The organism is Streptobacillus notomytis (genome assembly GCF_001902585.1).
GTDB lineage: Bacteria > Fusobacteriota > Fusobacteriia > Fusobacteriales > Leptotrichiaceae > Streptobacillus > Streptobacillus notomytis.
In genome coordinates this window covers 16,123-38,930 of the sequence record NZ_LKKV01000067.1, presented here as the reverse complement: position 1 = coordinate 38,930, position 22,808 = coordinate 16,123, and the positions used below count along the sequence as shown (strand labels likewise).

The 22,808-nt window shown below is 26.6% G+C and carries 26 protein-coding genes and 2 pseudogenes; 17 read left to right on the top strand and 11 right to left on the bottom strand.

All coding sequences use genetic code 11. The features are described 5' to 3' along the window. The 7 genes and pseudogenes from BUE91_RS02365 to BUE91_RS07080 form a co-directional block, all read right to left on the bottom strand. A pseudogene (locus tag BUE91_RS02365) lies at positions 1-431 on the bottom strand (hypothetical protein); the annotation flags it as partial. 123 nt (positions 432-554) lie between these two features. Then, the gene (locus BUE91_RS02360) at positions 555-1,259 is read right to left on the bottom strand and encodes an LrgB family protein (protein WP_073507827.1); all 705 of its coding nucleotides are present in this window, start codon (positions 1,257-1,259) and stop codon (positions 555-557) included. Continuing rightward, entirely contained in the window at positions 1,259-1,612 is a 354-nt protein-coding gene (locus tag BUE91_RS02355) for a CidA/LrgA family protein (protein ID WP_073507826.1), read from the bottom strand. The genes BUE91_RS02360 and BUE91_RS02355 overlap by 1 nt, the downstream gene beginning before the upstream one ends. A gap of 3 nt (positions 1,613-1,615) precedes the next feature. Next, entirely contained in the window at positions 1,616-1,996 is a 381-nt protein-coding gene (locus BUE91_RS02350) for a response regulator transcription factor (RefSeq protein WP_244889872.1), read from the bottom strand. 2 nt (positions 1,997-1,998) lie between these two features. Then, positions 1,999-2,808 (bottom strand): Cof-type HAD-IIB family hydrolase, encoded by an 810-nt coding sequence (locus BUE91_RS02345; protein ID WP_066901278.1) that lies wholly within the window; start codon positions 2,806-2,808, stop codon positions 1,999-2,001. Beyond that, a complete protein-coding gene (locus BUE91_RS02340) occupies positions 2,801-4,039 on the bottom strand; it encodes a dicarboxylate/amino acid:cation symporter (protein ID WP_073507824.1) in 1,239 nt (412 codons plus the stop codon). Before BUE91_RS02340 ends, BUE91_RS02345 begins: the two co-directional genes overlap by 8 nt. Positions 4,040-4,399: 360 nt before the next feature. Further along, entirely contained in the window at positions 4,400-4,576 is a 177-nt protein-coding gene (locus BUE91_RS07080) for a hypothetical protein (RefSeq protein WP_180371200.1), read from the bottom strand. A gap of 293 nt (positions 4,577-4,869) precedes the next feature. Between BUE91_RS07080 and BUE91_RS02335 the strand changes: the two genes are divergently transcribed. The 14 genes and pseudogenes from BUE91_RS02335 to BUE91_RS07405 all read left to right on the top strand — a co-directional run bounded on the left by BUE91_RS02335 (position 4,870) and on the right by BUE91_RS07405 (position 15,714). Further along, positions 4,870-5,100, top strand: a complete 231-nt coding sequence (locus tag BUE91_RS02335) for a hypothetical protein (RefSeq protein ID WP_073507823.1) — start codon at positions 4,870-4,872, stop codon at positions 5,098-5,100. Between the two features lie 99 nt (positions 5,101-5,199). After that, positions 5,200-5,400 carry a hypothetical protein gene (locus BUE91_RS02330; protein ID WP_073507822.1) on the top strand — a complete coding sequence of 67 codons (201 nt, stop codon included), beginning with the start codon at positions 5,200-5,202 and terminating at the stop codon, positions 5,398-5,400. A 212-nt stretch (positions 5,401-5,612) separates the two neighbouring features. Continuing rightward, positions 5,613-6,086 (top strand): PTS galactosamine transporter subunit IIB, encoded by a 474-nt coding sequence (gene agaB / locus BUE91_RS02325; RefSeq protein ID WP_066901289.1) that lies wholly within the window; start codon positions 5,613-5,615, stop codon positions 6,084-6,086. Positions 6,087-6,104: 18 nt separating this feature from the next. Beyond that, positions 6,105-6,872, top strand: a complete 768-nt coding sequence (gene agaW, locus BUE91_RS02320) for a PTS N-acetylgalactosamine transporter subunit IIC (RefSeq protein ID WP_066901291.1) — start codon at positions 6,105-6,107, stop codon at positions 6,870-6,872. Next, positions 6,862-7,674: a PTS system mannose/fructose/sorbose family transporter subunit IID gene (locus tag BUE91_RS02315; protein WP_066901293.1), complete on the top strand. Its 813-nt coding sequence runs from the start codon at positions 6,862-6,864 to the stop codon at positions 7,672-7,674. Before agaW ends, BUE91_RS02315 begins: the two co-directional genes overlap by 11 nt. Beyond that, positions 7,675-8,100, top strand: coding sequence for a PTS galactosamine/N-acetylgalactosamine transporter subunit IIA (gene agaF / locus BUE91_RS02310; RefSeq protein ID WP_066901295.1), 426 nt, complete (start codon positions 7,675-7,677; stop codon positions 8,098-8,100). It abuts the gene before it with no gap. Between the two features lie 122 nt (positions 8,101-8,222). After that, a complete protein-coding gene (locus BUE91_RS02305; protein ID WP_073507821.1) occupies positions 8,223-9,377 on the top strand; it encodes an SIS domain-containing protein in 1,155 nt (384 codons plus the stop codon). An 8-nt stretch (positions 9,378-9,385) separates the two neighbouring features. Beyond that, entirely contained in the window at positions 9,386-11,503 is a 2,118-nt protein-coding gene (gene gnpA, locus BUE91_RS02300) for a 1,3-beta-galactosyl-N-acetylhexosamine phosphorylase (protein WP_073507820.1), read from the top strand. 18 nt (positions 11,504-11,521) lie between these two features. Beyond that, positions 11,522-12,850, top strand: a complete 1,329-nt coding sequence (locus BUE91_RS02295; RefSeq protein WP_073507819.1) for a carbohydrate ABC transporter substrate-binding protein — start codon at positions 11,522-11,524, stop codon at positions 12,848-12,850. A gap of 61 nt (positions 12,851-12,911) precedes the next feature. Beyond that, a complete protein-coding gene (locus BUE91_RS02290) occupies positions 12,912-13,799 on the top strand; it encodes a carbohydrate ABC transporter permease (protein WP_012858192.1) in 888 nt (295 codons plus the stop codon). 11 nt (positions 13,800-13,810) lie between these two features. After that, entirely contained in the window at positions 13,811-14,695 is an 885-nt protein-coding gene (locus BUE91_RS02285; protein ID WP_073507818.1) for a carbohydrate ABC transporter permease, read from the top strand. 8 nt (positions 14,696-14,703) lie between these two features. Next, positions 14,704-14,871, top strand: a complete 168-nt coding sequence (locus tag BUE91_RS07075; RefSeq protein WP_012858190.1) for a DUF6903 family protein — start codon at positions 14,704-14,706, stop codon at positions 14,869-14,871. Positions 14,872-15,001: 130 nt separating this feature from the next. Then, positions 15,002-15,327, top strand: a pseudogene (locus BUE91_RS07410) (IS3-like element ISFnu8 family transposase); the annotation flags it as partial. Between the two features lie 96 nt (positions 15,328-15,423). After that, positions 15,424-15,714 carry an HTH domain-containing protein gene (locus BUE91_RS07405; protein ID WP_244889873.1) on the top strand — a complete coding sequence of 97 codons (291 nt, stop codon included), beginning with the start codon at positions 15,424-15,426 and terminating at the stop codon, positions 15,712-15,714. Positions 15,715-15,761: 47 nt separating this feature from the next. On the opposite strand, the gene BUE91_RS02270 is transcribed toward BUE91_RS07405, so the two are convergent. From BUE91_RS02270 to BUE91_RS02255, 4 genes are all read right to left on the bottom strand, one after another. Then, the gene (locus BUE91_RS02270) at positions 15,762-16,736 is read right to left on the bottom strand and encodes a tagatose 1,6-diphosphate aldolase (RefSeq protein WP_073507815.1); all 975 of its coding nucleotides are present in this window, start codon (positions 16,734-16,736) and stop codon (positions 15,762-15,764) included. 69 nt (positions 16,737-16,805) lie between these two features. Continuing rightward, positions 16,806-17,594 carry an ABC transporter permease gene (locus BUE91_RS02265; RefSeq protein ID WP_073507814.1) on the bottom strand — a complete coding sequence of 263 codons (789 nt, stop codon included), beginning with the start codon at positions 17,592-17,594 and terminating at the stop codon, positions 16,806-16,808. Between the two features lies 1 nt (position 17,595). Then, complete coding sequence (locus BUE91_RS02260; protein WP_073507813.1) at positions 17,596-18,360, bottom strand: ABC-2 family transporter protein; 765 nt, start codon at positions 18,358-18,360, stop codon at positions 17,596-17,598. Continuing rightward, complete coding sequence (locus tag BUE91_RS02255; RefSeq protein ID WP_073507812.1) at positions 18,353-19,297, bottom strand: ABC transporter ATP-binding protein; 945 nt, start codon at positions 19,295-19,297, stop codon at positions 18,353-18,355. The genes BUE91_RS02260 and BUE91_RS02255 overlap by 8 nt, the downstream gene beginning before the upstream one ends. A gap of 375 nt (positions 19,298-19,672) precedes the next feature. Between BUE91_RS02255 and BUE91_RS02250 the strand changes: the two genes are divergently transcribed. The 3 genes from BUE91_RS02250 (at position 19,673) to BUE91_RS02240 (ending at position 22,795) form a co-directional block, all read left to right on the top strand. Beyond that, the gene (locus tag BUE91_RS02250; protein ID WP_073507811.1) at positions 19,673-20,896 is read left to right on the top strand and encodes a phosphoglycerate kinase; all 1,224 of its coding nucleotides are present in this window, start codon (positions 19,673-19,675) and stop codon (positions 20,894-20,896) included. A 67-nt stretch (positions 20,897-20,963) separates the two neighbouring features. After that, positions 20,964-21,863: a GTPase Era gene (gene era, locus BUE91_RS02245; RefSeq protein WP_012858185.1), complete on the top strand. Its 900-nt coding sequence runs from the start codon at positions 20,964-20,966 to the stop codon at positions 21,861-21,863. Positions 21,864-21,865: 2 nt separating this feature from the next. Next, complete coding sequence (locus tag BUE91_RS02240) at positions 21,866-22,795, top strand: DUF6508 domain-containing protein (RefSeq protein WP_073507810.1); 930 nt, start codon at positions 21,866-21,868, stop codon at positions 22,793-22,795. Positions 22,796-22,808 lie beyond the last annotated feature (13 nt).

Genomic DNA, 22,808 nt, shown 5'->3' with positions numbered 1-22,808 from the left:
CCTAATATATCTACTTTTAATCCCAAACCTAAATAACGTTCTTGTAGTTTAACATTTAATCTTTTTTTTAAATTTACATTACTGGATAAATATCTTGTAGCTAATTCTAAATCTCTAACCGTGGTGTTGTATTTTGGAATATACAAACCTTGATCACCAAAATTAGGTTGTTTATTCCCAATACCACTATTGTTACCATTATTTCCATTGCCGGTATTTCCTGTATTACCCTTTTTTTCATAATCATTGTATTTTTTGCTTTTAAATAAATCTATTATTGGAGGGATTGCTCTACTTACATTTTCTAATCCATCAACTCCAAATGTTGCATCAACACCAAAAGTTACTTCTCCACTTATATTACTTTTTTCTTCATCTGAATAAGAAAGAAAAGATAGTAATAGTAAAAATAATACCTTTTTCTGTTTCATAATACCTTTTTATGATAAAAATCATAGTCCTCCTTTTTAATACATTACCACAATTTTACCCTCAAATATTATATATTAAATAAAAAAATTTCACAAATATAAAAAATAGATGGCTAAAGCTATCTATTTTAATAAAATTAATATAGTATACACTAACGGAGCAAGTATTACAGTAAACATTCCTGTGATTATTATTGCAAGTCCTGACATAGATCCTTGAACCTCTCCTAATTCAACTGCTTTACTTGTACCTATAGCATGCGATGTTGTCCCAAGCGATATTCCCTGAGCAATAGGGTGATCTATTTTAAACCATTTAAAAATTAATTCCCCAAATATCGCCCCTATATTCCCACATATTATTACAGAAATTACTGTAACTGAAGGAAGTCCCTTTATCTTTTCACTAACTCCTATCGCAATAGCTGTTGTAATTGATTTTGGAAGTATTGATGCAACTATTTTTTCTTCCATATTTAAGACTATCATTATTAGTCCAAGAATAATTAATAAAAATAAGGTGCTTATTCCTATACCTAATAATATTTCTTTATAGTATCTCTTTAATATATAAATGTTCTTATAAAGTGGAACTGCTAATGCAACCGTTGCAGGTACTATCATTCTATTAAAGATTTCACTTCCTTTATAGTAATTTTCATATGGTATATTTAATAAATTCAAAAAAAGAATAATAAAAATTATCGAAAAAATAGTTGGATTTAAAATAGATGATTTAAATCTAACTGAAAGCATCTTAAAGAAAATAAAAGAGGCTATAGTTAAAAACATCCCAAATAACGGATCATTTGTTACTTCAAAAAACATTATTTCTTATCCCCCTTTGATATTAAGTATTGTGTAAATTTACCAACTATTACTAATGAAAGTAATGTTGTAAATAAACATATTAATAATATACTTACCCATATTTCTTGTACATGCTTAAAGCTAATCATTATACCAACACCAGCTGGAATAAATAATATTGCTAAATTATCGATTAAAAATTTTGATGTTGTTTCAACATTTTCAAGTTTAACTAACTTAAATTGTAAAGTCAAGAAAAAAATAATTAATCCAATTACCGATCCTGGTATAGGTAAATTTATTATTTTACTTAAACTTTGACCAATGAATGAGAAAAATAATATGTACAAAAGTTCAATTATTATTTTCATTTCCTACCTCATTTCCTCTAACAATTCATTAAGACCTGAAATCAGCTCTAATTTTGTAAATGGTTTTGATATAAGTGCCTTGGCTCCAGCCTTTTTAGCTAATTTTTGATAATAAGGAATGAATAGCATAGAAGAACAAATAGCAATATTTGCATTAAGATTCATTTCCATAATTTTTGCAGTTGCTTCAAGACCATTTAATCTTGGCATATTTATATCCATAATTACTATAGTTGGATTTATTTCTAAAAACATATCTATGCTCTCTATACCATCTTTTGCCTCAAATACTTCAAAAAATGAAGATTCAAGTATTTCTCTAATATTTCCTCTAATATATGGATTATCATCTACCACCAAAGCTATTTTTTTCAAACAAATCACCTCTATATTCCAAATATTTCTTCTATTTTCTTAGCTTCTCCATCATTATCATTTGTATCTATAACCTCAAGTTCAGGAGCCATTTCTTTTAGTAAATAAATGGCATTTCCCATTAAAAATCCTTTACCTACCTCTTTTAACATCTCATAATCATTTAAAGAATCTCCAAAAGCAATAGTTTCAGATAATTTTATACCGTCTTTTTCTAATACAAACTTAGCTGCCTCTGCCTTATTTGTTTCCTTATTAAAGATCTCAAGACAAGTATTTCCAACAAAAACTACATTTAAATCATCATCTATTTCTTCTAATATCTTTTCCCTTAATTTTAATAAACTTTCATGTTTACCAATAAAATGCATTTTATTAAATGTTTTAGATATAAATTCCTCTTCAGATACAGTATTAGGAAAATATGGTTTATCTGGTCTTTCTTTTCTATAATATTCTTCTGCTTTTTTATCAGTTACAAGCCATATATTTCTAAAATATCCATTGATTAATAATTCTTCTCCACATGCCTTATAATCTAAAGAAGCTATTTTTCTTACTGTTTCAAGACTTAATGTATTATTATATATCTCATTTCCATCTTCATCTAATATTCTTGTTCCATTTACAGTAATTAAAGGTATTTTAACTCCTATAGAATCTGCTATTTCTTTAGTTGATTCATATAATCTTCCTGTTGCAATATAGAACTTATATCCCTTCTCAACAAACTTTTTTATAACTTTTTTACTGTATTCACTTACTTTATGATTACTATTTAATAACGTGCCATCAAGATCAGTTACTACTGCCTTATACATTTTTTTCTCCTTTTTTTAATAACCAATTTTTACCTTCTACCATTCTTGCCACAAGCATTGAAGCAACTGTATCTCCAGCTGCATTTATCATAGTTGCAGGAGGATCTATTAAATATCCTATAGTTGCTATTATAGGGAAGGCTTCAGGTGGAAATCCATAAATTGATACTATTAACATCTCACCTATTAAACCACCACCAGGAATTCCTGACATTACAACTCCACCTGCTATAGATAATAGTATTGCTGTAAGATATGTACTTATGCCTGTAAATGGTATATTAAATACACCAAATAGGAAAGATATTTTTAATATAGACCCTAGTACTGATCCGTCCATATGTGCTGTTGCTCCTATTGGTAAAACAATATCAGATACATCTTTAGGTACACCAATTTTTTCACATGCCTCTATATTTACAGGTAATGTTGCAATAGAACTTTGAGTAGCAAGTGCTGTAACTGCTGGAGATAGAACATATTTTAAAGATTTAACTACTTCTTTCCCACCAGCTATATATGCATATATAGGGAAAAACATTAAAATATATAGTATACATAATGGGTAGTAAATTAACATTGCTTTAGTATATGAACCTATCAATTCTTGTCCATATTCTCCAACTAATGCTGCAAAATATGCCCCAAGTCCTATAGGAGCATAATACATTATATACCCTATCATTTTAAGTAATGTCTTAGATAAAGCATCTAGAAATTCTGATATTATTTTCCCAGGCTTTCCTATTGCATTAACACAAAATCCAAAAAATATTGTAAATATTATTAATGGTAGCATATTTTTTCTTGAAATTAATTCTGTAAAGTCTGTAACTGTAAATGTTTTTACTATTTGATCTCCTGTAGAGATAGATTTAAGTTTTGCAACTTCATTAACAACTATACTTATACCCTCTGCTGGTGGAAACATCTTAACAACCAAAAGTATTATAACAGAAGCTATTAATCCTGTAATTACAAAGACAACCAATATAGAGCTAATAATTTTTCCAAGTCTTCTCATATTACTCATACTAGATATTGAAGATGCTATAGTCGCAAATACTAATGGTACTACTATAGTAAACATTAAATTGATAAATAAATCTCCAAAAGGTTTTAAAACTATAGCTTTCTCTCCAAACATAGCTCCAATTAAAGAACCAATTATTATAGATAAGATTAAAATAATAGAAAATCTATACGATTTCCAAAAACTCTTTTTCTCCATTCATTCCTCCTAAATAAAATCTTTTAATACCTAATTATACATCTTTTCAAATGAGAAAATCAATTGATATTTTTAGCTTTTATTGATATTATTTTTATATTTACAGATTTAATTCAATTATTCAAAAAACATTTTTTTTAAAAAATTTAACAATATATTTATAGACAGATATATTCATAAAAATAATTCAATCGATATAAAATATTTAAAAAAATAAGTTTATGACAATTTCTTAATTTGGAATATAAATATATTTTATTATTTCAAAAAATTATGGATATAACTTTACAATATTTACTGTATACCTACATTTAAAAACATTTGCAATTACAAAAATATTTTTTTACGATTGATATATTTTTAAACGCAAAGTAAACTATTAATATCAAAATATAAAGGAATTAATATATTAAAATTCAAGAAATCAATCGCATTATTACTATTATTAGGGACATCTATTAATATCATAGCAAACATAGCAAACTTTAAAGTTGAAGAATATACGGAAGGTGATACTAGTATAAAAAATGAAAACAAAGAAAAAATTTAAGATAAAAATGTCGTTTCTCTTGCTCCAGCTATAATTAAAGGTGTTGATACTGCAGTAACTGCACCTGTAATCATCACTGCTATTGTCATAACTACTGCTGTAGCTACAGGGGCATATCTTTATAATGAACATAAAAATAATGCTAGCCCCTCTACTGAATAAAAACATGAAAATGCTGAAGCAAGACGTCAAAAAGACCAAGGTGGAGAAAAAAATGGTAGTTATGTTTCAACTAATAAAAAAAGAAATAAATAAAAATTATTAAAAAAGAATAAATAATATGAGATTTATTGATGAATTTAAAGACACTTTAATTGAGGTGTATAATAATGATGACTATAGTAAATTTTGTGTAGGATATATTATTGCAGAAGATGAAAAAAATATTTTATTTCAAACAATACATACTATGAGATTTGAAGATGGTAAAGTACTATTTTTAAAAGAAGATATTAACAAAACACAAAAAAATACTAAATATTTAAAAGAACTAGAGGTTTTAATTAAATAAAATAGTAAAGAAAATATTTTAAATAGCTATATTTTCAAAAAAACTAATTTTAAAATAGAGGGTAATGATAATATTTTAGATTTAACTTTACATGAAATTATGAATAAAAATATTATATACTCTATAACAAATATTTTTGATGATGATAAAACTTTTGGGTTTATATCAAATATTAATTATAAGTATATAACTTTAGTGTATAAAAATAAAACTTCAATAATAAAAAAAGATGACATAAGATACATTGACATTGAAGACTTATCACTTAAAAGAAATTATTTAATTGATACAAAAAATTAGGAGTGTTTTTACACTCCCTTTTTTATATTTCATAAAAAGTGTTAAAAAATATACAGATTGTATTTACTATACCTATATGATATAAGTTACGAAAGGCTTTAAAAAAAATCAAGTTCAAATATTGACAAATCAAAAAAACGAATTATACTTTGTTTAAGTAGTAGAAGTGGTCTGCACCTTATGCATATAATAATTTTTTAAGGAGGAATAATATGCCAAATATTTTAGCTGCTAGAATAGATAACAGACTTATTCATGGACAAGTTGGTATGACTTGGGCTAATAGCTTACAAGCAAATTTAATTTTAGTTGCAAATGATGAAGTTTCAACAAATACCGTGCAACAATCTTTAATGGATATGGTAGTTCCAGAAGGAATACAAACTAGGTATTTCTCAATAGAAAAAACTGCTGCAATAATACACAAGGCTTCACCAAGCCAAAAAATCTTACTAGTTTGTAAAACACCTCAAGATGTGTTAAGACTTACTGAACTAGGTTTAAAACTTGATGAATGGATAGTTGGAAATATGCATTTTTCAGAAGGTAAAACTCAAGTATCACCTACAGTGTTTGTAGATAATAATGATATAGAAGTTATCAAAAAAATATCAAATTACGGTATAAAACTTACAATTAAGGGAGTACCAACAGATAAAGGTCAAGAATTAATTAATTTATTATAGTAAAGGAGAGGAATCTTTATGTTATTAAAAGCAATTTTAATCGCTATTTGGGCTGGATTTGCTGGAATTGAACAATTTGATGGACTTCAAACTTTCCACAGACCAATATTTGCAGGATTAGTCATAGGATTAATTTTAGGCGATGTTAAAACAGGATTAATGGTAGGAGGAAGCTTAGAACTTGTTTGGATGGGACTAGTTCCACTTGCAGGTGCTCAACCACCTAACATAGTAGTTGGTGGGATTTTCGGAGTTTCATTAGCACTATTATCAGGATTACAACCTCAAGAGGCGATAGGAATAGTATTCCCACTTGCAGTTATTGGACAAATTATAGTTACATTAATGTTCTCTTTATATTCAGGAATGATGAAACTTGGAGATAAAGCTGCAGAAGAAGCTAATCCTGCTGGTGTTAATAGATTAGTATACATTCAATTATTAATTAGATTTATACTATTTGGTGGTGTTACTTTCTTATTTGTATATTTCGGTGGAGATACAATAAAAATTTTACTAGATAAATTACCTCAAAATATAATAGATGGATTTGGTACAGCTGGTAAAATGATGCCTGCAATAGGATTTGCACTATTATTAAACATTATGTTAAAAAAAGAATACTTTGCTTTCTTAATTGCTGGATTTGTTGCTACAGCTTATTTAAATTTAGATTTAGTAGCTGTTACACTAATTGCAATATCAATTGCCTTATATGATTATTATTCAAATTCTTCTAAAACAGTAGAAGTTATAAGAAATGAGGAGGAAGAAAATGGAATCTAATAAATACGTGGATCAAAAAGTTAATAAAGTTATTACGCCTAGTATATTAAACAAGGTTGCCCTTCGTTCTTTCTTTTGTCAAGGAGCATTTAACATGGAAAGAATGCAAGCTGCAGGTTGGCTATATTCATTAAATCCTGCATTAAAAGAAATTCATACTAATAAAAAAGATTTATCTAAATCAATGAAAATGCATATGGAATTTCTTAACACTCACCCATTATTAATCACTTTCATTTTAGGATTAGTAGTTGCAATGGAAGAAAACAAAGAAGATATAGATACTATTAGAGCAATTAAAGTTTCTACAATGGGACCTTTAGGAGGAATAGGAGATTCATTATTCTGGTTAACATTTTTATCTATTTCAGCTGGACTTGGAGCATCATTTGCTCTACAAGGTTCTATAGTTGGACCAATAATATTCTTCATCTTATTTAACGCAATGCAATTTATTTTAAAATTTGGATTAATGCATTATGGATACAAAACTGGTGTTAAATCAATATCTACGTTAAAGGCTAACACTCAAAAGTTTACTAAATCAATTACTATCTTAGGATTAACTGTAGTAGGTTCTATGATAGCTCAATTTATCAATCTAACAACTAAAATTGTTATACCTGCTGGACAAGCTAGTGTTAATTTACAAGAAAGTTTTGATAAAGTTATGCCTAGATTATTACCAGTTGGTTATACTTTCTTAATGTTATACTTATTAAGAAAGAAAGTTTCTCCACTTAATTTAGTTATTTTAACTTTAATATTAGGTATACTTGGAACTTTAATAGGGATAATATAGATGATTAAAATATTAATAACTGGACATGGAAAAATTTCTTCTGGCATACTTTCATCAGTAGAATTAATATATGGTGTTGCCGAAAATCTAATATCCATAGATTTTACTCAGGATATAACTCCAGAAATGTTAGAAGAAAAAATAGAAAAAGAAATACTTTCATCTTGTGAAGGTGTTTTAATACTAACAGATATTGCTGGGGGAACTCCATTTAAGGTTGCCTCAATTCTTACCTTAAAACATGAAAATGTTAAAGTAATAGGTGGTATGAACTTACCTATGTTACTTGAGGTTTTATCTGAAAGAGATTATTCTACAACTGAAAAACTGTATCATTTTGCATTAGAGATTGGTAAAGAAGAAATAAAAGGTTTTGAACTTAAAATAAGAGAAACATCATCAGATGATTTTGAGGATGGAATATAGATTACAAAGTGATTTTAGGACTTCCCTAAGATCACTTTTTAATATTGACTTTTATAATTTTCAAAGTATAATATACTATATCAAAATTGGTTAGAACCAGTTAATATGAAGAGGTGAATTAAATGAATTATTTAGGAATTTGTGAACATGTTTTAAAAGAGACAAATTCATACAACACAGCAAAAGAAATCCATACTCAAATTGAAATATGGACTAAGACTGTAGACTATTTTGAAGAAAATCAAGAAAAGATTACTACATTTTTAAATAAGATTGGTAAAGACGTTCAAGTAATTTTCACAGGAGCAGGAACTTCAGAATATGTAGGAAATATTTTAGCTCCTATGTTAAATTCTATGCAAGAAGGTGATTTTTTATCTATAGCTACTACAGATATAGTTAATAATCCACTTCATTACTTAAAAAAAGATAAAAAAATATTATTAGTATCTTTTGCAAGATCTGGAAATTCTCCAGAATCTGTAGCAACAATAAAACTAGTAAATAGTTTAGTAAAAGAAGTATATCATTTATTTATCACATGTAACCCTGAAGGAGAGTTAGCTTTAATGTCTACTACTCCAGAATACAAAGATAATACTTTAATACTTCTAATGCCAGAAGGAAGTAATGATAAAGGTTTTGCTATGACTTCAAGCTTTTCAAGCATGTTAATGACCGCTATGCTTATCTTCTATAACAAAACAAATACTAAAAATATGAGAGAGGTAATATCTTTAGTTGAAAAAGAAATAGATCTAAAGCTTGAAAGTATAAAAGCTATTGCAAATGAAAATCAAGATAGAATAATTATACTTGGTGATGGAGCATTTAAAGGTCTTGCAGAGGAATTAACTCTTAAAGTAATGGAACTTACAGCTGGTAAAGTTGTTGCTAAAAGTGATACTACTTTAGGATTTAGACATGGTCCTAAATCTGTGATTAATAAAAATACTATAGTATTTTTACTATTGTCTAGTGAAAAGCATTCAGTAAAATATGCCTTAGATATATTATCTGAAATGAAATCAGAAAATGTTGCAAATAATATAGTTACATATTCATTAAAAGATTGTGATAAGGTTAAAGAAGCAACTAAAGTAATAATAACACCTAATGTTGAAATTAATTTAGAAAAAGCAATATTTACTTACCTAATTTATGGTCAAATGTATGCTTTCTTTAAATCACAACATTTCAATTTAACTACGGATAACCCATTTCCCAGTGGTGAAGTAAATAGGGTGGTTAAAAAATTCCAAATATATGAATTTTAGGAGAAAAAATGAGTAGAGTTACATTACCTATAGAAAAAGGTTGCGAAGACTTAGTTTTAGAATTAATAAAACTATGGGGAGCTGATGCTATTAGAAATAGCGATGGAACAAAATTAAATGAATTTTTTGAAAATCTTGATGTTAAAGTTTATTCTACATATTTCCCTGCAAGAGAAGATCAAAAATGGCCTAGAAAAAATCCAGAAGAAATACAACATCAAGCATTAATATCTGAAAGATACACAGCCTTTGATAATACTTTAGAAATAGATCCTATGGCTGGATATTACAAAGAACAATTAGAAATTGATGAAAAAACTACTGATTATTGGCAGGTTTTTGACAGAACTACTGGTAACTTAGTTCCTAAAAAAGATTGGAAATTTAATGGTAATACTGTAATTATACAAAACACTAAAAAATTTCATGAATATACAGTTAACTTTTTTGCAAAACAAACTTGGGATACTACCCATATGTATAATCATATGACTAATAATTGGATTGGTAATAAATCCATACCATATGATGCAGTATTTGATAAAACAAGAGAACATATATATGCTCATTTAAAGAAATGGTGTAAAAAAAATACTAATGTTAATGTAGTTAGATTTACAACTTTCTTTTATCACTTTACTATTATGTATAATCAACATGCAATGCAAAAATTTGGAGATTGGTTTGGTTATTCAGCATCTGTTTCTCCTAAAATGTTTGAAAAATTCAAAGAAGATAAAGGATATGATATATCTCTTGAGGATATTATTGATCAAGGTTATTATAACAACCAATTCAGAAATCCTAGTAAAGTATTCTTAGATTATATAGACTTTATACAAAAATTTGTTTCAACTCTTGCAAAAGTATGTGTAGACATAGTTCATGAATATGGTAAAGAAGCCATAATGTTTGTAGGAGATAACTGGATAGGTACTGAACCTTATGGAAAATATTTTAAAAATATTGGTCTTGATGGTGTTGCTGGTTCTGCTGAATGTGGTGTAGATATTAGAATGGTTTCTGATATGGAAAATATTAGAATAAAAGAAATTAGATTCTTGCCTTATCTATTTCCAGATACATTCCACTCAGGAAACTCTCCTCATTTAGAATGGGAGTATAACTGGATGAGATCAAGAAGGGCTATACTTACTAAAAAAGTTGATAGAATAGGATTTGGTGGATATTTATCTCTAGCTGCTAAATTCCCTTTATTTATAGATAGTGTTACAAAATCAACTAGAGAATTTAGAGAAATACATGAAAAAACAGCAAATGAGGAATGTATTAAACCTAATTTTAAAATTGGAATATTAAATTCTTGGGGGAAAATAAAATCATGGCAATCAAATAGAACTGGACATGCTACAGGTAATAAGGAAAATATTTCTTATATAGGTGTGCTTGAAGCATTATCAGGACTGCCATATAACATAGAATTTATTAATTTTGATGACATAAAAAATCTTGATAAATTATCTGAGTTTAAAATAATAATTAATGTTGGTGAGGCAAATACTTCATTTTCAGGTGGCGAAAATTGGTTAGATGAAAAAGTTCTTACTGCAATAAGAGAATTTGTTTCAAAAGGAAATGGATTCATAGGAATAGGTGATCCAAGTGCTGCATTTGGAAATGGAACATACTTCCAATTACAAGATGTATTAGGTGTTGATAAAGAAATTGGAAATACCTTACAATTTTCAAGATACATGGAAGAAACAAAAAATAGATCTATTGTATTTGAGCAAATTCAAGGTAAACTATCTATAGGTAATAGAAATAAATACATATATTCTACTAGTCATAATTTAGAAATACTTCAGTTAAACAAAGAATTTGGTGTTGAGGCAAGTATAAATAAATATGGAAAAGGTAAAGGAGTGTATTTACAAGGACTTCCTTATAGTATTGAAAATACTCGTTTTATATACAATATTATTAGATATATAACTGATGATGTTAATAAGAAATATATTAGTGATAACATATATGTTGAAGCATATGAATTTAATGAATATATCGCCGTAATTAATAACAGTGATAAAAATATTAAAACTAATATAACTGCTCTAGGAAATATAGAGTTAGAAAGGTATGAACTTAAATGGATTAAGAAATAAATATTTAGGAGGTATGAAATGAAAAGATTATTCAAATTAGCATTTATTGCTATTTTATCTTTTTTTACAATAGCTTCGTGTGGAGCTAAATCTAATGAAAAAGCTACAGAAGGTGAAAAGGTTACTTTAAAATTTGCTGCTCTTGAAACTGCATATGGTGATAAAATGTGGTCAGAAATTATAGAGGCATATAAGAAGGTAAATCCTAATGTTGAGATTGAATTAAATCAATCAAAAGACATTGAATCTACATTACCTGGATTATTCCAAGCAGAAGATTATCCAGATGTAATTATGTTAGCTTTAAGTAGAAAAGCAGGTATTCCTGAAAATTTTGTTAAAGAACAAGCATTAGCAGAACTAACTTCTATTTTAGATATGAATATACCTGGAGAAAAAGTTACTGTTAGATCTAAATTAACTGATGGTGCAGTAGGAAATAATCAAACTGACCCTTACTTAAATGGTAAAACATATTTAATGCCTATGTTTAATTCACCTACAGGATTATTCTTTAATAAAGGATTATTTGAAGAAAAAGGTTGGGAAGTTCCTACAACATGGGAGGAAATGTTAGAACTTGCAAAAATTGCAAAATCAGAAGGAATTTCATTATTAACTTATCCTACAACAGGATATTTAGATTCTTTCTTACCTCCAATTTTAGCAGCTAAAGGTGGACCTGAATTTTTAAATAAGGCTATGAGCTATGAAAAAGGTATATGGGATTCTGAAAAAATGAATGAAGTATTTAAAGTTTTAGGTGAAGTAGTTAAAAATGTACATCCAACTACAGTTGCAAATGCAAACAATGAAGGATTTACTAAAAATCAACAATTAGTTATTGATAATAAAGCATTATTTATGCCTAATGGTACTTGGATAGTTGGAGAAATGGCAGCTACTACTCCTAAAGATTTCAAATGGGGAATGACTGCTTATCCAGCATTCGAAAAAGGTGGAAAATCATATGCAGTTAACTTCTTTGAACATATTTGGGTTCCAGCAGAAGCTAAAAATGTTGAAGCAGCTAAAGAATTTATAGCTTTCCTATACTCTGATGTAGCAGCTAAAATATTTGCTGAAAAAGGTGCAGTTCAACCTATTAAAAATTATCCATTTGATATGTTAAGTAAAGAAAATCAAGTATTCTATGAAACATTTAAAAATGGTGCAAACCCTCTAGCAGGTGGATTTGCAGCTACTACTCCAGTAGAAGGTGTAGATGTTAGTGGAACAGTTTATGGAACTATAAACTCAGTAGTAAATGGTACTAAATCTGTTGAAGAATGGCAAGCTGATATAGTTAAAATGGCTGACACTTTAAGAGAACATGTAATTAAATAAATTTAGTAAACATTACAGGGAGAATAACTCTCTGTAATGTTTTATTAAAAAGGAGAAATTAATGAGAAATCATTCAAAAAGATTATTTATATTCTTTTCATTAGCTCCTGCTATGATCTTATATATACTATTTAGAATTATTCCTACATTACAAGTATTTAGAATGTCTTTATTTAAAACTAGTGCACTATCTAAAAATCCAAAATTTGTTGGATTAAACAATTTTAAAATATTATTTAATGATCCAAAGTTTATTAAAACTTTCCAAAATACTATACTTTTAATCGTTATAGTTACTATTGTTACACTTACTGTAGCTGTAATTTTTGCAGCAATACTTGTAACAGAAAAGATTAAAGGAGCTAATTTATTTAGAATAATTTTCTACATACCAAATATATTATCTATAGTAGTAGTTTCAGGAATTTTTTCAGCTATATATGACCCAGGTCATGGTTTAATAGATAGCATATTAATAATGTTTAGAATTAAACCTCCTCAATTTGGTTGGCTTGGAGATCAAAGTATAGTTATTTATTCTATTGCTTTTGCCCTTATATGGCAAGCTATAGGATATTACATGGTAATGTACATGGCAGCTATGTCTGCTATACCAAATAGCCTATATGAAGCAGCTGATATTGATGGTGCTGGAAAAATAACTAAATTTTTTAAAATTACTTTACCTTTGATTTGGTTGAATATACGAGCTACTTTAGCATTTTTCATAATTAGTACTATAAATTTAAGCTTTCTACTAGTTATACCATTAACTGGTGGTGGTCCTGATGGAGCAACAGAAGTATTCCTAAGCTATATGTATTCTCAAGCATATACAAATCAAAGCTATGGATATGGTATGGCTATAGGAGTAATTGTATTCTTATTCTCATTTGCACTATCAGGTATAATAAATGTAGTTACTAATAGAGAAATATTACAATATTAAGGAGGCAATATATGAAAAAAAGGAATATGAGTGCTGAAACTCTTTACAAATTATTTATATATCTAGCATTAATTACCTTTGCTATATCAATAATAATTCCTGTTTCATGGGTATTTTTAGCCTCTCTAAAACAAAATTCTGAATTTGTAGATTCTCCATGGAAATTACCTATGAGTTTCTATTATCAAAACTTTATTGATGCCTTTATAAATGCAAAAATGGGCGATTATTTACTAAATTCTGTTTATGTAACTGCTCTTGCATTAATATTATTAATAATAGTTGCACTTCCAGCTTCATATGTTCTTGCAAGATTTGAATTTAAAGGAAGAAATTTCTGGAATCTTTTCATGAAAGCAGGTCTATTTATTAATGTCAACTATATAGTTATACCTATATTTTTAATGTTACTTGATGGAGATAAATTTTTAAGAAAAAAAGAAATTATTAAAAGTTCATTTCTATTAGATAATATGACTGTGCTTGCAATAATATATATGTCTACTACACTACCATTTACAATATATTTATTAACTAACTTCTTTCAATCAATTTCTAAAACTTATGAAGAAGCTGCATATATTGATGGTGCAGGTTATTTTATAACTATGGTTAAAATAATGGCTCCTATGGCAAGACCAAGTATTATTACAGTAATATTATTTAATTTCCTAGCATTCTGGAATGAATATATTATCGCATTAACATTATTACCAGGTCAGCAAAAAACATTACCTGTGGGTCTAATGACATTAATGGCTGCAAGTAGAGGTGCTGCAAATTACGGTAGACTTTATGCAGGTATGGTTATAGTAATGTTGCCAACATTAATACTGTATATTATAGTTCAACAAAAACTTACTGAAGGTATGAGTGCAGGTGGAAGTAAAGAATAGGAGAATATATGAATAAATATTTAAAAATATTACTTTATTTAATGACGTTTTTTCTTTTTTTAAAATTAATAATAGAAGGTCAAAAAAGGGTTAGTTTAGAAAATTTAGGCGTTATGCTTATTGGATTATTTGGTTTAATAACTCTTTTATATCTGTATAATAAAAATGAAAAATAGAATGATAGAAAAATTTATTCTGCACCCCAAATCTTGGACACAAGAAATGGAGGTGCTTTTTTTGCATATAAAATTATATGTAATAAATTTCTATTAGTTTTATTTTGAATAATTGACTTTTAAAAGGTCTAATATTATAGAGAAGAAAAAAGGAAGGAAACCTAAATCTATAACTAAACCTAAAAAGAGTTTTAAAGAGTTATCTGAAAATGAAAAAATTAAACAATTAGAAAAAGAAAATATATATCTGAAAGCAGAGAATGAATATTTAAAAAAATTGAAGGCTCTAGTTCAAGAAAGGGAGCTAAAAGAGAAGAAAAAGTAAAAGTAATAGCAGAGCTTAGAGCTAAATATCCTTTTCAATTGTTATTAATGATTGCTAAAATTTCAAAGTCTGTATACTATTATTACATTAACAAAAAAGATATAGATGAAAAAAATATAAATATTATTGAAAACTATGCTTCAGGAGTTAGAAGAATTTTTGAAGATTATGCTGATTTTAAAAAGAAACCAGAATATTATATTTCAAACAACGGAATAATAGTTACATTGTTTAATCGTAACTATGAAGGTCAAAGTGATGCCCTAAATGAAGGTCAAAGCAATGTCCTAAATGAAGGTCAAAGTGAGGGTCAAAATATAAGATTAGGTGTATTAGAAAGAAGAAATAAAATCTTAAAATTAATTAAAGAGAATAATCATATTACAGCAAGTATTCTTAAAGATATATTAGGTGTATCAAAATCAACAATAGAAAGAGATATCTCTAAATTAAGAGAAGATAATAAGTTAATATATATTGGAAGTTCAAAAAAAGGTTATTGGATAATTAAAAAATAGGAGGATTTCAATTTTTGTGAAATTCTCCTACCTTTTTAATTAGTTATTTATTTACTTAATTTTAATCTCCAATCACTAGCTGTTCTATTTAATACTTCATCAAGTGATGTAATTTTTTCTTTACCTTGAGTTTGTAGCCATTCAATACCAGCTTCTCTTCCATCTAAACTGTAAGGTTTAATAGCATCTGCCCAAGTAGCTCTTCCACATAATACTCCATTAAATGATGATCCTGCTTCTTTAGCTAATTCTAATGATTTTTTGAATAAGTCCATGCTTACTCCACCTGATAAGAATATAAATGGTAAATCAGTTGCTTCTGATTGTTCTTTATAAAATGCCATAGCTTCTTCTTTAGTGTATACCCATTCTTCTCCATATCCTTCAACATAGTTCATATCTACAGGTATTTCCATTTTTAATACTGTTACATTGTATCTTCCTTTAGAAAATTCTTTCATCATTTCTATTACTTTACGAGGTCTAACTTTTGCAAATTCTTTACCAGTTTTTCCTGCTTCATCATAAGAAACTAATTCTAAGTATAATGGTATATCTTCTCCTAAACATTCAGAACCTAATCTTTCAATGAAAATATGTTTAGCTTCATTTATAGCTTTATCATCATCAATATCATAATAAAGCAAGAATTTAATTGCATCAGCACCTTTCTCTTTTAATCTTTTTACTGACCAATCCTCTAATATGTCTGGTAATCTACCTTTCTTAGTTGCATCATAACCAGTTTTTTCATAAGCTAATAATAATCCTGATTCTTCTGCTCTTACTTTTGATGCAGGAAATCCAAATTCTGGATCTAGTAAAATAGATGAAGCATATTTAGTCAATTCAGATGATACTAAACTTTTAAAATCTTCGATTTTTTCAGTTGTTGCTTCTGAATAAGCTCCTATCATTTTTTTAATAGAACCTCTTTGGTCTATCGCCAAAGCGCCTATTATTCCCTCTTTATTAGAAAGTCTTTCCATAGATGCGTAAACATTTTCAGAAATTTTTCTCATAATGTGAAATCCACCTTTCAATTTTATATGTATCATTATACTATACTTTAGTAATTTTTTCCACTTTTTTTAAGTTCCTGAACTTGAATATTTTTTTAATACTCTATTCCAAATTAAAAATACTATAATAAAATATATTATGCTAATAGAAATAGATATACAAAATAGTAATAATAAATTATGTCCATTATCTTTTAAATTTATATAAGCTGGTATATATCCTATCCAAGCAATTGGAATAATAGATTTAAATAGAAAAGATATTACAGGATTAAAAATATTTATTGGATATTTAGCAAATTCATAAATAATATATGGTAAATCTGAAAAATTTGATGAACCCAAAAATATTACTAAAAACAATGAACCTAATACTGAAATAGCAGCAAATACTAATCCTCCTACTAAGGCTATTAAAAACACTAAAACTACGTTTAATATTGGTAGATTTAACTTAAACGATATGTAGATGTATAAAATAATACCCACAGCTAAATCTCCCCAAGCATCTTCATCAAATCCTTCCATAAAAATTAAAAACAAAGGATTTACAGGTTTTATTAATAATAAATCTAATTTTCCGTTTATTATATAATATGAAATGTTTAGTGTGTTTATAAAAAAGCATCTCCATATTGAAAAACTAATGGTAATTATAGAATATAGGTATATCATTTCATTAATATTCCAACCATTTATGACATTTACAATATTGTATATAAAAAATATTATAAATAAATTAGCTATATTTTTTAGAAACATTGCCATTGAACCTAAATAAAAGTCTATTCCATAAGATTTTAATTCTTTTATATTAATATATCCATACATAAAAAATAATTTTAAATATTTTTTCATTTCACCCTCCATTTATACTTATTTTCTTTAAACATACTTTCAAAATTAATTTATAAATATAAAACAAAGATAATGTAAAAAATATTTGAAAAAACAATATTTTAACAAAATCATTTTTATATATCATAAATTCTGCAACTTTTCTGTATATATAAACAAAAGGTGTATAATCAATTATTTTTATTAACCATAATGGATAATATTCTATTGGAAAAAATGAACCTGATAATATTAAAATAAATACCGATTTTAAAGATTCTATTCCCCAAATATTTTGTGTAAAAAAAGATAAAGTTCCAAAAATTAATTCTATAACGAAATTAAGTAAATATGAGCCTATTATAATAAAGAATATTTTTAATATAAAAAGTATTTCAAAATTTCTTGTTAGAATTAATGATATTAGTATATTAGGAAATAATATTGCAATTACTTTTGCAATAGTTCCACCTAAAATATCGAAAAAATAATATTTTTCAATTTCTATAGGTTTAGCTAATATATTTACAATATCTCCATTTTTTACATCATGACTTATAGTTTGAGATAAATCAAAGTTTGTACTATCAAGTCCTTTAATAATTATAAAATATATTAAAATGTTAGTTAAATTAACATTTACTATACTATTTTCTTTTATAGAGTTCCATAAACTATATTGCAAAAATATGTATATATAGTTTTTTATAATAATCAATGTTATTAATCCTCTATAAGATAATATTTTTTTAATTCCTATTTTGATTAATTCTATATATTTATCCATTATCAACATCCTTTAATATTTTCTCTAAATTATTTTCATTAATTTCAAAATAATCTATTGAATTATTTGAATAAATATAGTCTAAAAAATTTTTCAAAATATCTTTTTTTATAAATCTAAAAGTATATTCATATTCACTTACTTTTATCATTTTTACTTTATTAAATTTTAAATCATCATATTTAAGTGGTTTTTTTAGATAAAGCTTAATTCCTAAATATTCTACATTATTTAAAAGTTCATCTTTATTTTTATCGAGAATTATTGTTCCTTTATTCAAAACTACAATTCTATCTGAAATTTCATAAACTTCATTTAAATTATGTGATGTATAAATTATTGTTGTATTCTTTTTAAGCTCTTTAATTAAATCTATAATCTTATTTTTACTTAATATATCAACTCCTATTGTTGCCTCATCTAAAATTAATAATTTCGGTGAGTGTAATAATGCAGATAATAAATCTGCTCTCATTTTTTGACCTAAACTAAGAGTTCTAACGGGTCTATTTATAAAATCATCTAAATCTAATATTTTAGAATATTTATTTAACAAAACATCAAATTGTTCTTTAGGTATGTCATATAAAGCTCTATTTAGCTTATATGAATCCATTGGAGATAAATCCCATCTTAGTTGTGTTTTTTGACCAAAAATAACCCCTATATCGTATAAGTTAGATATTCTATTTTTAAAAGGATTTTTATTAAAAACTTCTATATTTCCTTCACTTTGAACAAGTATACCTAAAATAATTTTTATTAAAGTAGATTTACCTGCCCCATTTAATCCAATTAATCCAACTGTTTGACATTCATAAATTTCTAAACTTATATTTTTTAATGCATCTACTTTTATATTTTCTTTTTTAGAAAATAATCCACTTTTTATAGTATAACTCTTACTTAAGTTATCTATTTTAATAATTTTATTCATTCATTTTACCTTTCATATGAATCTCATTTAATATTTAATTCCTATATTCTGCGACATTCATACAAAAAATAATTCCTCTTATTTTATAAGAATACGCAGTATAAAAATTCTTTCCATTCTATTTTATTTTTCATCATTTTTTTCATATGTCATCACTTCTTTCTCTTATTATTTCCTCAATCTTACAATAGTATATGTATAATTGTCAATATTTATAGTATATAAATAATAAATACTTTAATATATATTGTATATATTTTAAAATTATTCATATAATTCTATATAAATTAATAAGTAAATATCCAAAAATCTTGAAAAAAAAAGTCTTTAGTGCTATAATTAACTTGTAAAATACAATTTTTTAAGGAGAAGAACATGGCAAAGAAAACTTTAAAAGACTTAGATGTAAAAGGAAAAAAAGTATTAGTACGTGTTGATTTCAACGTACCTATTAAAGAAGGAATTATTAAAGATGACAATAGAATTAAAGCTGCTTTACCTACATTAAACTACATTTTAGATAATGGTGGAAAAGTAATAGCTTTCTCTCATTTAGGAAGAATTAAAACTGAGGAAGATAAAGCTGCAAAATCTTTAGCTCCTGTTGCTAAAAGATTAGAAGAATTATTAGGTAAACCTGTTAAATTTATTCCTGCTACAAAAGGAGATAAACTTGAAGCTTCTGTTGCTGAACTTAAAGAAGGTGAAATCCTAATGTTCGAAAACACTCGTTTTGAAGATGTTGAAAACAATGAAGTAGTAAAAAAAGAATCTAAAAATAATGCTGAACTTGGAAAATACTGGGCTTCTCTTGGAGATGTATTCGTAAATGATGCATTTGGAACTGCTCATAGAGCTCATGCATCAAATGTTGGAATATCATCTAACATAGCTGATTCTGCTGCTGGATTTTTAATGCAAAAAGAAATAGAATTTATAGGTGGAGCAGTAGATGAACCAAAAAGACCATTTGTTGCTATATTAGGTGGAGCTAAAGTTAGTGATAAAATAGGTGTAATTGAAAACTTATTAGACAAAGCTGATAAAGTAATTATCGGTGGAGGAATGATGTTCACATTCTTAAAAGCATTAGGAAAGAATACAGGAAAATCATTATTAGAAGAAGATAAAGTTGAACTTGCTAAACAATTAATAGAAAAAGCTGGTAATAAATTAATTTTACCTATAGATACAGTAGTTGCTAAAGAATTTAACAATGATGTAGAACACCACATAGTTAGTGTAAACGAAGTTAAAGAAGATGAAATGGGACTTGATATAGGACCAGCATCAATAGAATTATTTGCTAAAGAATTAGCTGGAGCTAAAACTGTAGTATGGAACGGACCTATGGGAGTATTTGAAATGTCTAACTATGCTAAAGGAACTATCGGAGTTTGTGAAGCTATAGCTAATTTAAATGATGCTATTACAGTAATAGGTGGAGGAGATTCTGCTGCTGCTGCTATCCAACTTGGATATGCTGAAAGATTTTCACATATTTCAACTGGTGGTGGAGCATCACTTGAGTACTTAGAAGGTAAAGTTTTACCAGGAGTAGATGCAATAGCTGAAAAAAAATGTTCTTGTAACCATTAAAAAATATATAAATGCACCTCTTAGGTGCATTTTTTAAAATTATATATTAAAAAAATGAGGGGATAAAATGAAATCAGGATTTATTTCTATAGTTGGTAGACCTAATACAGGTAAATCAACTTTAATTAATAAATTAATAGATGAAAAAGTTGCTATAGTTTCAGATAAGGCTGGAACTACAAGAGATCAAATAAGGGGAATAGTTAATAAGGGGGAAAATCAATATATATTTATAGATACACCTGGTATACATAAACCAAAGCATTTACTTGGAGAATATATGACTAATCTTGCCATAGAATCTTTAAATGAATGTGATCTTATACTATTTTTACTTGATGGTACTAAAGAAATTGGAACAGGAGATATTTTTGTTAATGAAAATATACGCAATTCTAAAACTCCAACTTATGTGATAATTAATAAAATAGATAAAATGAGTGATGAAGAATTAAATAATAAGGTAGAAGAAATAAGGGAAAAACTAGGGGAATTTGAGGGTATAATTACAATGTCAGCAGCTTATGGTATAGGTATTCATAAAATATTTGAAGTTTGTGAAAAATATCTATCAAATGATATATGGTTCTATCCTGAAGATTACTATACTGACATTTCAGTTAATAAGATAGTTATAGAAACTATTAGAGAAAAAATATTACAGAAAACTAAAGATGAGATACCTCATTCAGTTGCACTTGAAATAATAAATATTGAATCTGGTAATAATAAAAGACGTTATGATATTAATATATATGTTGAAAGAGATAGCCAAAAAGGAATAATAATAGGAAATGGTGGTAAACTTTTAAAAGAAATAGGAATAGAAGCTAGAAGAGAAATTGAAGCATTAACTGATTTAAAAATTAATCTTAAGCTATGGGTTAAGGTAAGTAAAAAATGGAGAAAAAATGAAAAAATGCTTAATGAACTAGGCTATGATGTAAAGAAATTTAAAAGGAGATAGTTATGTTAGGATTAATAATAAAAGATATAGTTAAATCTAATCAAATTACTGAATCTACTTTAATGACTATAGAAATTACAGAAGCTTTAATTTCTGGATATAATAATGAGGAAGTAACAAAAAAAGAAATAACTAAAGTTATGACAAAATTTTCTAAACAAGATTTATCATATGTAGTTTCTGCCTGTGCATGGCTATACAGTAATTTAAGAGATGTAGAAAATTATACTGAAATATCAGCAAAATTAATTACTGATAATGTTAATCAAGCCAAGGCTTTATCTTCAGCAATTTTTTTAGCTAGAATGGGAGCAAGTAAAGAATATATTAAATCATATATTACAGAAACATATGACATTTCTTTAACTAAAGATTTTTCAATGTTTTTTGAAAGTAAAAGTTTTGAAAATACTTTAGAATATGATAATGATTCAATAGTTATAGCTGAAGCATATTACGAAGTTAATTATGAAAAGTATAATTATTTAGATGAAAAATTAATAAAATTTTTAAATCATTACAATGAAACTTTATCTAAAATCAAGTATGAAAAAACTTCTATGATGAATAAAATATTAGAACATAAACCATATTTTGATAAAAAAGAAATAGTTAGATGGTTACCTACTAATAATAGAAAAACACCTGAATTTTTTGCTGATTATGGAAATGAAGTTAATGATTTAATAAAATTAGTCAATCACCCATACTTTATAGATTTTAAATATACAGATACAATACGTAGACTTACGATATATTCATTTAAAGAATCAATAGCTACCGCAAATATGTTAGGTATTAGAGCTATGCTTACGAGTATTATAAGGCGTGAAAGATTTGGCGTTGGAACTATAAGTAGAGCTATAGCTGATGGTCTGATTTCAAAATTACTTGAAAGATATATGCAAATAGTAAATGATAAAAATATATAAAAATCCACCTAGG

Coding starts and splice junctions, on each gene's coding strand:
- BUE91_RS02260 (WP_073507813.1), bottom strand. CDS start 18,360: ATGGATAAATATATAGAATTAATCAAAATAGGAATTAAAAAAATATTA.
- BUE91_RS02295 (WP_073507819.1), top strand. CDS start 11,522: ATGAAAAGATTATTCAAATTAGCATTTATTGCTATTTTATCTTTTTTT.
- era (WP_012858185.1), top strand. CDS start 20,964: ATGAAATCAGGATTTATTTCTATAGTTGGTAGACCTAATACAGGTAAA.
- BUE91_RS02330 (WP_073507822.1), top strand. CDS start 5,200: ATGAATAAAAATATTATATACTCTATAACAAATATTTTTGATGATGAT.
- BUE91_RS02255 (WP_073507812.1), bottom strand. CDS start 19,297: ATGAATAAAATTATTAAAATAGATAACTTAAGTAAGAGTTATACTATA.
- BUE91_RS02285 (WP_073507818.1), top strand. CDS start 13,811: ATGAAAAAAAGGAATATGAGTGCTGAAACTCTTTACAAATTATTTATA.
- gnpA (WP_073507820.1), top strand. CDS start 9,386: ATGAGTAGAGTTACATTACCTATAGAAAAAGGTTGCGAAGACTTAGTT.
- agaF (WP_066901295.1), top strand. CDS start 7,675: ATGATTAAAATATTAATAACTGGACATGGAAAAATTTCTTCTGGCATA.
- BUE91_RS02270 (WP_073507815.1), bottom strand. CDS start 16,736: ATGAGAAAAATTTCTGAAAATGTTTACGCATCTATGGAAAGACTTTCT.
- BUE91_RS02290 (WP_012858192.1), top strand. CDS start 12,912: ATGAGAAATCATTCAAAAAGATTATTTATATTCTTTTCATTAGCTCCT.
- BUE91_RS02345 (WP_066901278.1), bottom strand. CDS start 2,808: ATGTATAAGGCAGTAGTAACTGATCTTGATGGCACGTTATTAAATAGT.
- agaW (WP_066901291.1), top strand. CDS start 6,105: ATGTTATTAAAAGCAATTTTAATCGCTATTTGGGCTGGATTTGCTGGA.
- BUE91_RS02335 (WP_073507823.1), top strand. CDS start 4,870: ATGAGATTTATTGATGAATTTAAAGACACTTTAATTGAGGTGTATAAT.
- BUE91_RS02265 (WP_073507814.1), bottom strand. CDS start 17,594: ATGAAAAAATATTTAAAATTATTTTTTATGTATGGATATATTAATATA.
- BUE91_RS07075 (WP_012858190.1), top strand. CDS start 14,704: ATGAATAAATATTTAAAAATATTACTTTATTTAATGACGTTTTTTCTT.
- BUE91_RS02250 (WP_073507811.1), top strand. CDS start 19,673: ATGGCAAAGAAAACTTTAAAAGACTTAGATGTAAAAGGAAAAAAAGTA.
- BUE91_RS02305 (WP_073507821.1), top strand. CDS start 8,223: ATGAATTATTTAGGAATTTGTGAACATGTTTTAAAAGAGACAAATTCA.
- agaB (WP_066901289.1), top strand. CDS start 5,613: ATGCCAAATATTTTAGCTGCTAGAATAGATAACAGACTTATTCATGGA.
- BUE91_RS02315 (WP_066901293.1), top strand. CDS start 6,862: ATGGAATCTAATAAATACGTGGATCAAAAAGTTAATAAAGTTATTACG.
- BUE91_RS02360 (WP_073507827.1), bottom strand. CDS start 1,259: ATGTTTTTTGAAGTAACAAATGATCCGTTATTTGGGATGTTTTTAACT.
- BUE91_RS02355 (WP_073507826.1), bottom strand. CDS start 1,612: ATGAAAATAATAATTGAACTTTTGTACATATTATTTTTCTCATTCATT.
- BUE91_RS02240 (WP_073507810.1), top strand. CDS start 21,866: ATGTTAGGATTAATAATAAAAGATATAGTTAAATCTAATCAAATTACT.
- BUE91_RS02340 (WP_073507824.1), bottom strand. CDS start 4,039: ATGGAGAAAAAGAGTTTTTGGAAATCGTATAGATTTTCTATTATTTTA.